Source organism: uncultured Amaricoccus sp., assembly GCF_937858865.1.
Taxonomy (GTDB): domain Bacteria; phylum Pseudomonadota; class Alphaproteobacteria; order Rhodobacterales; family Rhodobacteraceae; genus Amaricoccus.
Window position 1 is genome coordinate 1 of record NZ_CALLYO010000394.1, and the last position, 8,166, is coordinate 8,166.

General features: G+C 74.4%; 6 protein-coding genes. 2 read left to right on the forward strand and 4 right to left on the reverse strand.

Annotated elements, in window-relative coordinates; all coding sequences use genetic code 11:
• The 3 genes from Q0112_RS11575 to Q0112_RS11585 all read right to left on the reverse strand — a co-directional run.
• A partial coding sequence (locus Q0112_RS11575; protein ID WP_297975471.1) for an ImcF-related family protein occupies positions 1-1,834 on the reverse strand: 1,834 nt, incomplete at its 3' end.
• On the reverse strand, positions 1,834-2,358 hold the full coding sequence (locus Q0112_RS11580; protein ID WP_297975474.1) for a M15 family metallopeptidase: 525 nt from the start codon (positions 2,356-2,358) through the stop codon (positions 1,834-1,836). The genes Q0112_RS11580 and Q0112_RS11575, both read right to left, overlap by 1 nt.
• A gap of 315 nt (positions 2,359-2,673) precedes the next feature.
• Positions 2,674-3,450 (reverse strand): protein phosphatase 2C domain-containing protein, encoded by a 777-nt coding sequence (locus Q0112_RS11585; RefSeq protein ID WP_297975477.1) that lies wholly within the window; start codon positions 3,448-3,450, stop codon positions 2,674-2,676.
• A 155-nt stretch (positions 3,451-3,605) separates the two neighbouring features.
• On the opposite strand from Q0112_RS11585, the gene Q0112_RS11590 reads away from it, so the two are divergent.
• A complete protein-coding gene (locus Q0112_RS11590) occupies positions 3,606-4,316 on the forward strand; it encodes an OmpA family protein (protein WP_297975479.1) in 711 nt (236 codons plus the stop codon).
• Between the two features lie 97 nt (positions 4,317-4,413).
• On the opposite strand, the gene tssH is transcribed toward Q0112_RS11590, so the two are convergent.
• Positions 4,414-7,131, reverse strand: coding sequence for a type VI secretion system ATPase TssH (gene tssH / locus Q0112_RS11595; RefSeq protein WP_297975481.1), 2,718 nt, complete (start codon positions 7,129-7,131; stop codon positions 4,414-4,416).
• Between the two features lie 148 nt (positions 7,132-7,279).
• On the opposite strand from tssH, the gene Q0112_RS11600 reads away from it, so the two are divergent.
• A partial coding sequence (locus Q0112_RS11600) for a serine/threonine-protein kinase (protein ID WP_297975483.1) occupies positions 7,280-8,166 on the forward strand: 887 nt, incomplete at its 3' end.

An 8,166-nucleotide genomic window follows, 5' to 3' on the forward strand; every position in this document is an offset into this window, starting at 1 on the left:
CGTAGCGGCAGGCGCCGGCGAGGTCGCGCTGCCATTCGAGCGCCGCGCGCGGCTTCAGCAGGCCCTGCTGGGTGGCGGCGGTCTGGGCGAGGACGTCCTCGACGATCTGGACGAGAAGCCGCGGTGCCTGGTTCAGCGCCGCGATCGACGCCGCGCGGGCCTGCACGTCCATGAGTCGCCGCCGCCCCACCTCGGCGTCGGCGTCGAGCGCCGAGAGCGCCACGTTGAGGCCGGCGAAGAGCTGGGCGATCTCGGCCATGTGGCCCTGCTCGACGAACTGGATCATCGGACCGAAGCGGGTGGCGATGCGGAGCTGGTTCAGGTGGCTGCGCCGCCGGTCGTCGCCGCCGATCTCGTGCCAGACCGCACGGAAAAGCGCCTCGAGCGGCGATCCGCTGCGGCCGAGGGTGCCGCTGATGAGGACGGAGCCCGGCTGGTCGGTGAAGGGCTTGACGCGCAGGTCGGCGAGTTCCTCCGACCAGGCGTCGAGGGTGCGGAGCTGGAGCTCCTCGAGGAGGATCTCCTGGTCGACCGGGGCCTCGGCGGTCCGGCCGGTCACGCGCGCCGTCTCGGCCGCGGCGCGGCGGGCGGCGGCCTCTCCGGCGCTGCCGGTCGCGGCGGTCCAGCCGGCGGCGGTCAGCAGCCCGGGGATGGCCTGGTCGATCGGCCGCCCGGAGCGGCGGACGAGGACCGTGGCGAGGTCGGGGACGTCCGCCGGCGACCAGCCGGGCAGCGCCTGGACGCCCGGGTCGCGGGCGAGCTCGAGGAAGGCGAAGTCGGCCGGGTCGCCTTCGGCGGCGATCTCGCGGGCCTGGGCGAGGAGCTCCTCGTCCTGGGCGGGCGGGTCGTGCAGCGGCCCGGAGAGCGCGCGGGCGTGCGGGGCCAGCGCCCCGAGGGCCGGATCGCTGCCGGCCCGCTCGGCCAGCCAGCCGGCGACGAAGCCCGGCTGCCAGTCGGCCGCGCCCTCGAGGATCGCGAGGGTGCGGAGCGTGTCGTAGAGCGGCAGCGAGCCGCCCTCGGTCGCCAGCGTCTCGGCGATCGCCGCCGCGAGCGGCGCCGGCAGCAGGGCGTCGGCGGCAGCGGTGTAGCGCGCGCGCGCCGCCGCGCCGGGACCGAAGCGGCCGAGGCGGGGGGCGAGGCCGAGGGGCGAGCGGGGGGCCTCCGCCTCCACCTCGGCGACGGCGGCCGCCATCGCGTCGAGATCGCGGGCGGCGGCCGCGGGCGAAGCCTCGCCGCGGCGGACCGTGTCCTCGACGGCCGGCATCCGCGCGAGCAGCCGGCTCGCGTAGCGCCACTCGGCCCAGCCCGCCCATGCGGCGAGGGCGGCGAGGAAGAGGAGGGGCAGCGCGAGGCCCCAGCGGATCCCGCCGGCGGCGCGGGGCGGCGGGGCGGCCTGCACCGCCTCCTCGCAGTGGCGCAGGAAGCGGGCGAGGTCGCGCGCCCGCGGCCCGGCCGCCTCGGCGGCGGCACGGCGGCGGGCGAGGAGGTCGGCATCGGGCTCGGGCACGCCGGGGAGGGCGCGGCGGCGGGCCTGCGCCCAGCGCCCCCGGGCGAGCGCCGGGTTGCCGAGGGCGCGCGACTCGAGGACGGCGAGCAGGGCGTCGCGCGCCTCGAGGGCGGCGTCACGCCGGACGCCGGCCTGCAGGGCGGCGATCTCGAAGGCCTCGGCGCGGCGCCGGGCCTCGGCGGCGAGCGCGGCCGGGTCGGGGTCGGGGGCGCGGGCGGCCTCGGCGGCGAGCGCCAGCATCGGGCCGGCGAGGGCGGCGAAGACGTCCTCGCGCGGCGGGCCCGGCGGGCGGCGGACGACGGTGCGGGGGCCGCCCGGGCCGGCCATCACATGCGGCCGTCGGCGACCCACTGGCGGAGCAGGGCCTCGCCGACCTCGAAGTGCATCGAATCCTCGCGGCCGTAGCCGGCGCCCCAGTACCAGCCGGCGTCGTTGAAGAATTCGGCCAGCACCACGAGGCCGAACTGGGTGGCGCCGTCGCCCATGCGGTCGAGGTTGCCGGTGAGCGTGAGGTCGACGGCGGCGCCCCAGGCGTGCGAGCTGACGGTGTTGGGGGCACCGCGGACGTGGCGGGCGCAGAGCGCGCCGGCGGTGCCGAGGGAGGCATAGATCTCGGGCTCCTCCTTCCGGAGCCGGTCCATGACCTGCTGGAAGGAATCGAGCGCGGGCTTCAGCATCGTCACCCGGAAGTTGCCGATCTGGCGGGTCTCGAGGGCGGCGATGAGGCGCGGGTTGGTGACCGGCTGGCACTGGTCGGAGTATGTCTGGCGCGGGTCGCCGAGGAGCTCGCGGAGGAACTGCGGGCGGGGGCGCTCGACGGTGCGGTTGAAGCGGGTCTTGGCGAGCTGCATCGGGTCGACGAGGCCCTCGGCGTCGGGGGCGGCGGCATCGCCGCCGAACTGGTCGGCGGGCAGCTCGGCGGGCAGGCTGGAGACCGACGGGGGCGGGGTGGGGGCGGCGAGGGTGGCGCTTCAGCTCGGCGATCGCGCTCTCCAGCGTCGCGATCCGCGCCGTCTGGGCTTCGGACTCGCGCTCGAGGCGCGCGAGCGTGGCTTCGGTGGCGGTGCCGCCGGCGCGGGAGAGGATCTGGCTGACGAGGGCGAAGGCGATGGCGGCGAGGATGAGGCTCGCGCCGATCACGATGGCGGCCATCACGCTCTGGGCCTTCATCGCGGGGCCTCGCCGATCGAGACGACCACCACCGACACGTTGTCGGGAGCGCCGGCGGCGAGCGCCGCCTCGACGAGGGAGCGGCAGGTCGGGGCGGGCTCGCCGGCGGTGGCGAGGAAGGTGGCGATGGCGGGGTCGGGCACGCAGCGGGTCAGGCCGTCGGAGCAGAGCAGGAAGACGTCGCCGGCTTCGAGCGCGAGGTCGGCGAAGTCGGGCGGCGCGGCCTCGCCGGCGCCGACGGCGCGGGTGACGATGTGGCGCTGGGGGTGCAGCTCGGCCTCGGCGGCGCTGATCTCGCCGCGGTCGACGAGCTCCTGGACGAGGGAATGGTCGTGGGTCAGGCGCTCGAGGGTGCCGCGGCGCAGCCGGTAGGCGCGGCTGTCGCCGGCCCAGGCGAGGGTGGCGCCGCCGTCCTCGACCAGGAGGGCGACGAGGGTGGCGCCGATCTCGCCGAGGCGGTCGGCGGCGGCGCGGCGGCGCACCTCGGCCTGGGCGACGTCGAAGGCCCGGCGGAGCAGGCTGCGCCCGCCGGGGACGTGTGGCACGCGGGCGAGGGCGTCGATCGCGAGGTCGGCGGCGAGATCGCCGTGGCCGTGCCCGCCCATGCCGTCGGCCACCGCCCAGAGCGCGCCGGTCGGGTCGATCAGGATGGCGTCCTCGTTGACGGCGCGCACCAGCCCGCGGTGGCTGATCCCGGCCCCGGTGGCGACGAGCTCGGGGGGCGGCGGCGGGTCGGGCGGGCCTGGCGGCACGTTGGTCGTGGGGCCCCTCATCGGCGCCACCCGCCCGCTTGCGAAGCTGCGCTCATGGCGCCGGCGTCCCGTTGTGTCCCGGACGGCCGAAGCGCCGCGGCCGGAACGTTTGCGTGCTCCGGCATGGTATAGTACAATAAGAACGGGCAAAACATTCGTTGCCGGGAGCCCGCAAGTTGAACCGCAAGCTTTTCGCCGCCACCGTGGCGACAGCCACGGGGATCTGCATTTCCGCCGATGCCCAGACCCTGACCGATACCGAGATCGCGGCACGCTTCGTCGCGCAGCGGGAGGCGATCCGCGCGGTCGAGGCCAATCCGGCGCTCGGGCCGACGCGCGGGCTGGTGCTGACCAACATCGCGCCCGAGGCCGAGGCGGCGCCGGGCGCGACGGTGGAGGCGCCGACCCTGTCCGGGGCGGGCAGCGCCGGCGGGCCGCTGGTGTTGCAGCCGGCGACCGGGAGCGATGTCGCCGAGGCGGTGCCCGGGGTGCTGGAGGCGCCGGGGGCGGGGGACGAGGCGCCGGTGCTGGCGCACTGGAGCCTGCCGAAGGACGAGCAGGTCAACGTGCAGGTCACCTTCGCCTTCGATTCCGCGGTGCTCGCCGACAGCCAGAAGCCGCTGCTGAGGACGGTCTGCAGCGCGATCGACAAGGCGGGCGTGGGGGTGCTCCGGATCGTCGGGCATACCGATGCGGCCGGGTCGGCGGGGTACAACCAGCAGCTCTCGGTGCTGCGCGCCGAGGAGGTGGAGCGCTTCTTCGTCAACGACTGCGGGCTCGATCCGGCGCGGCTGCAGGCGGTCGGGGTCGGGGAGCAGTTCCCCTACGACGAGCGCGATCCGCTGGCCGGCATCAACCGGCGCGTGGAGTTCCAGGCGATCAGCTGAGGATTTCGCGCGCGAAACTATACTTATCATCTTGATCTCAAACGGATTCGTCAGGTTAAAACTTCGTTGACGGCAGCAGCCGGCCCCGCGGGGCCGGTCATTCGAAGGCGTAGGTGAAGCCCGAGGCGTCGGCGCCGACGGTCACGCGGGCGAGCCGCTCGCCCTCGATCGAGCGGCCGAGGACGCCGCGGCTGAGCTCGGGCAGGAGCGTGTTGGTGAGGATCGCGTCGATCATCCGGCCGCCGGATTCGACCTCGGTGCAGCGGGCGCGGATGAGCGCGAGCACGCCGTCCTCGACCACGAGCTCGGCCTCGTGGCCGGCCATGAGCTGGCGGGCGATGCGGGCGAGCCGGGCGCGGGCGATCGACTCGATCATCGAGTCGCTGAGCGGATAGTAGGGGATCGTCACCACCCGGCCGAGGAAGGCGGCGGGGAAGGTCTTGAGCAGCGGCGGGCGCAGCGCCTTGTCGAGATCCTCGATCGCGCCGCGCTCGGCGCCGCCGCCGGTCGCGCGCATGATGACCTCGGAGCCGACGTTCGAGGTCAGGAGGATCAGGCAGTTCTTGAAGTCGATCCGCCGCCCCTCGCTGTCGTCCATCATCCCCTTGTCGAAGACCTGGAAGAAGATCTCGTGCACGTCGGGATGGGCCTTCTCCACCTCGTCGAGGAGGATCACCGAGTAGGGCTTGCGGCGGACGGCCTCGGTCAGGACGCCGCCCTTGCCGTAGCCGACGTAGCCGGGCGGCGCGCCCTTCAGCAGCGAGACGGTGTGCGCCTCCTGGAATTCCGACATGTTGATGGTGATGAGGTTCTGCTCGCCGCCGTAGAGCGTCTCGGCCAGCGCCAGCGCCGTCTCGGTCTTGCCGACGCCGGAGGGGCCGCAGAGCAGGAAGACGCCGACCGGCTTCTCCGGGGCGCCGAGGCCGGCGCGGCTGGTCTGCACCCGGCGGGCGATCATCTCCATGGCGTGGTCCTGGCCGACCACCCGCTCGGCGAGGATCCCGGCGAGCTTCAGCGCCTTCTCGGTCTGGCTGGTCAGCATCCGGCCGGTGGGGATGCCGGTCCAGTCCTGCACCACCGCGGCCACCGCGTTGCGGTCGACCGAGGGGAGGATCAGCGGCGTCTCGCCCTGGGCCGCCGCGAGCTCGGCGGTCAGGCGGCGGAGCTCGGCGAGGTCGGCCTCGCGGTCCGGGAGCGGCGGGGGGGCGGGGTTCGGCAGCGGGGCGTCGCCGACCCCGGCCAGCGCCGGCTCGGGCTCGGCGGGGGCGTCGAGGGGGACGCCCTCGCCGCGGAGGCGGGCGCGGAGGTCGAGGATCTGTGTGACGAGGGCGCGCTCGGCCTCCCAGCGCGCTTCGGCGGCCTCGAGGCGTGGGGTGTTCTCCTCCACCGCGGCCTCGAGCTTGGCCCGGCGGGCCTCGACGTCGATGCCGATGGCGGCCTCGCGGTCGATGATGCCCTTCTGGATCTCGAGCATCGCCTTGCGGCGGCGGAGGTCCTCGACCTCGGCCGGGGTGGCGTGCTGGGAGACGGCGACGCGGGCGCAGGCGGTGTCGAGCAGGCTGACCGCCTTGTCGGGGAGCTGGCGGGCGGGGATGTAGCGGTGCGAGAGGGCGACGGCGGCCTGGATCGCCTCGTCGAGGACCTGCACCCGGTGGTGCTTCTCCAGGGTCGAGGCGACGCCCCGCAGCATCTCGACGGCGGCCGCCTCGGCCGGCTCCTCGATCTTCACCACCTGGAAGCGGCGGGTCAGTGCCGGGTCCTTCTCGATGTGCTGCTTGTATTCCGACCAGGTGGTGGCGGCGATGGTGCGGAGCTCGCCGCGGGCGAGCGCGGGCTTGAGGAGGTTGGCCGCGTCGCCGGTGCCGGCGGCGCCGCCGGCGCCGATGAGGGTGTGCGCCTCGTCGATGAAGAGGATGACCGGGGTCTCGGAGGCCTGCACCTCGTCGATCACGGCGCGCAGGCGCTTCTCGAACTCGCCCTTCACGCTGGCGCCGGCCTGCATCAGGCCGACGTCGAGCATGCGGAGGCTGACGCCCTGGAGCATCGGCGGGACGTCGCCCTCGGCGAGGCGCAGCGCGAAGCCCTCGACGACGGCGGTCTTGCCCACCCCGGCCTCGCCGGTGAGGATCGGGTTGTTCTGCCGCCGCCGCATCAGCACGTCGATGATCTGGCGGATCTCGGGGTCGCGGCCGACGACCGGGTCGATCCGGCCCTCGCGGGCGCGGGCGGTGAGATCGGTCGCGTACTTCGCCAGCGCCGAGTCGCCGCCGGGGGCGCGGCGGGGCGCGGCGGCCGGGGCGTCGGCCGCGGGGCGCGCGCCCTCGGTCGAGCCCTCGAGGACGGCCTCGAGGCGGGCGGCGATGTCTTCGGCATCGATCTTCTCGAACTCGGTGCTGATGCGGGTGAGCAGGGCGTCGAGGACCGCGACCTGGCGGATTGCGAGCAGGATGTAGGCGGAGCGGACGGTCTCGTCGCGGGCGTGCAGCGCGCCCCAGCTCCAGCCCTCCTGGATGGCGTGGAAGACGTGGTCGGAGAAGTCCTGGATCGAGGTGGAGCCGTAGGGGAGCCTGTCGAGCGCACGGGTCATGTCGGCGGCGATGCGTCCAGCGTCGACGCCGGCCTCGCGCAGGATGAGCTGGACGTCGGCGCCGTCGGCGAGGACGAGCTGCTCGACGAAGTGGGCGAGCTCGACGTAGGGGTTGCCGCGCAGCTTCGCGGCGTCGCCGGCGGCCTTGAAGGCGAGGCGGCAGGTCGGGTTCAGCCGGTCGACCAGTTCCTTGCGCTTGAATACCTGGGAAGTCGTGCGGGCCGGCATGGCGGCGCTCCTATGCATGTCGCTTGAATAGCCATCCGTAAAAGCTGTAGCTTGCCACATTCGGCGGGAATTTTCACCAGTCTCCTCGGGGGAGCCGGGGAAGATGCCTCCGGGCCCCGCTGCCGGTGGCCAACGTGCGGGAATGGCGATGATCGACCCGCTGCCCGGCGACATCTTCCGCAAGGGCCAGGTGCTCAACAACACCTACGAGATCGAGGGCGTGCTCGGGCGCGGGGGCACCGGCGAGGTCTATCGCGCGCGCAACCAGATCACCGGGCGGGTGGTGGCGGTGAAGGCGCTGAACCGGGAGTTCTCGCACAACGACGCCTACCTCGAGCTGATGAAGCGCGAGGAGGAGATGCGCAACATCCAGCACGAGGCGGTGGTGCGCTATACCGACTGCAGCCGGACCGCCGAGGGGCACGTCTATCTGGTGATGGACCATGTGGACGGCACGCCGCTCGCCGACTGGATGGAGCGGAGCGTCCAGCCGCGCGACCTGCTCGTCGTCGCGCACCGGGTGGCGGAGGGGCTGGTCGCCACGCACGGGCGGAACATCGTCCACCGCGACCTCTCGCCCGACAACATCATCCTGCGCGGCGACGATCCCGCGGAGGCGGTGATCATCGACTTCGGCATCGCCAAGGACTCGAGCGCCGGGGCGCGGACGATCGTGGGGAGCGACTTCGCGGGCAAGTACGAATATGCCGCGCCGGAGCAGATGCACGGGCGGGCCGAGCCGCGGTCGGATCTCTATTCGCTGGGGGCGTCGCTGCTGGCCGTCTACCGCGGGCGGGTGCCGGAGGTGGGGCGGAGCCCGGGCGAGGTGCTGCGGCGGAAGGAGGAGCCGCTCGACACCTCGGGCGTGCCGGAGCCGCTCAAGGGGCTGATCGACACGCTGACCCAGCCGGACCCGGCCCGGCGGCCGCCGAGCGCGGCGGCGGCGGTGGCGGAGATCGGGGAGCTGCTGCGGCCGAAGGCGGCGGCGGCGGCCCGGCCGCGGCGCCGGCGGTGGTGGCTGGTCGCGGCGCCCGT

Coding starts and splice junctions, on each gene's coding strand:
- tssH (WP_297975481.1), bottom strand. CDS start 7,131: ATGCCGGCCCGCACGACTTCCCAGGTATTCAAGCGCAAGGAACTGGTC.
- Q0112_RS11580 (WP_297975474.1), bottom strand. CDS start 2,358: ATGCAGCTCGCCAAGACCCGCTTCAACCGCACCGTCGAGCGCCCCCGC.
- Q0112_RS11585 (WP_297975477.1), bottom strand. CDS start 3,450: ATGAGGGGCCCCACGACCAACGTGCCGCCAGGCCCGCCCGACCCGCCG.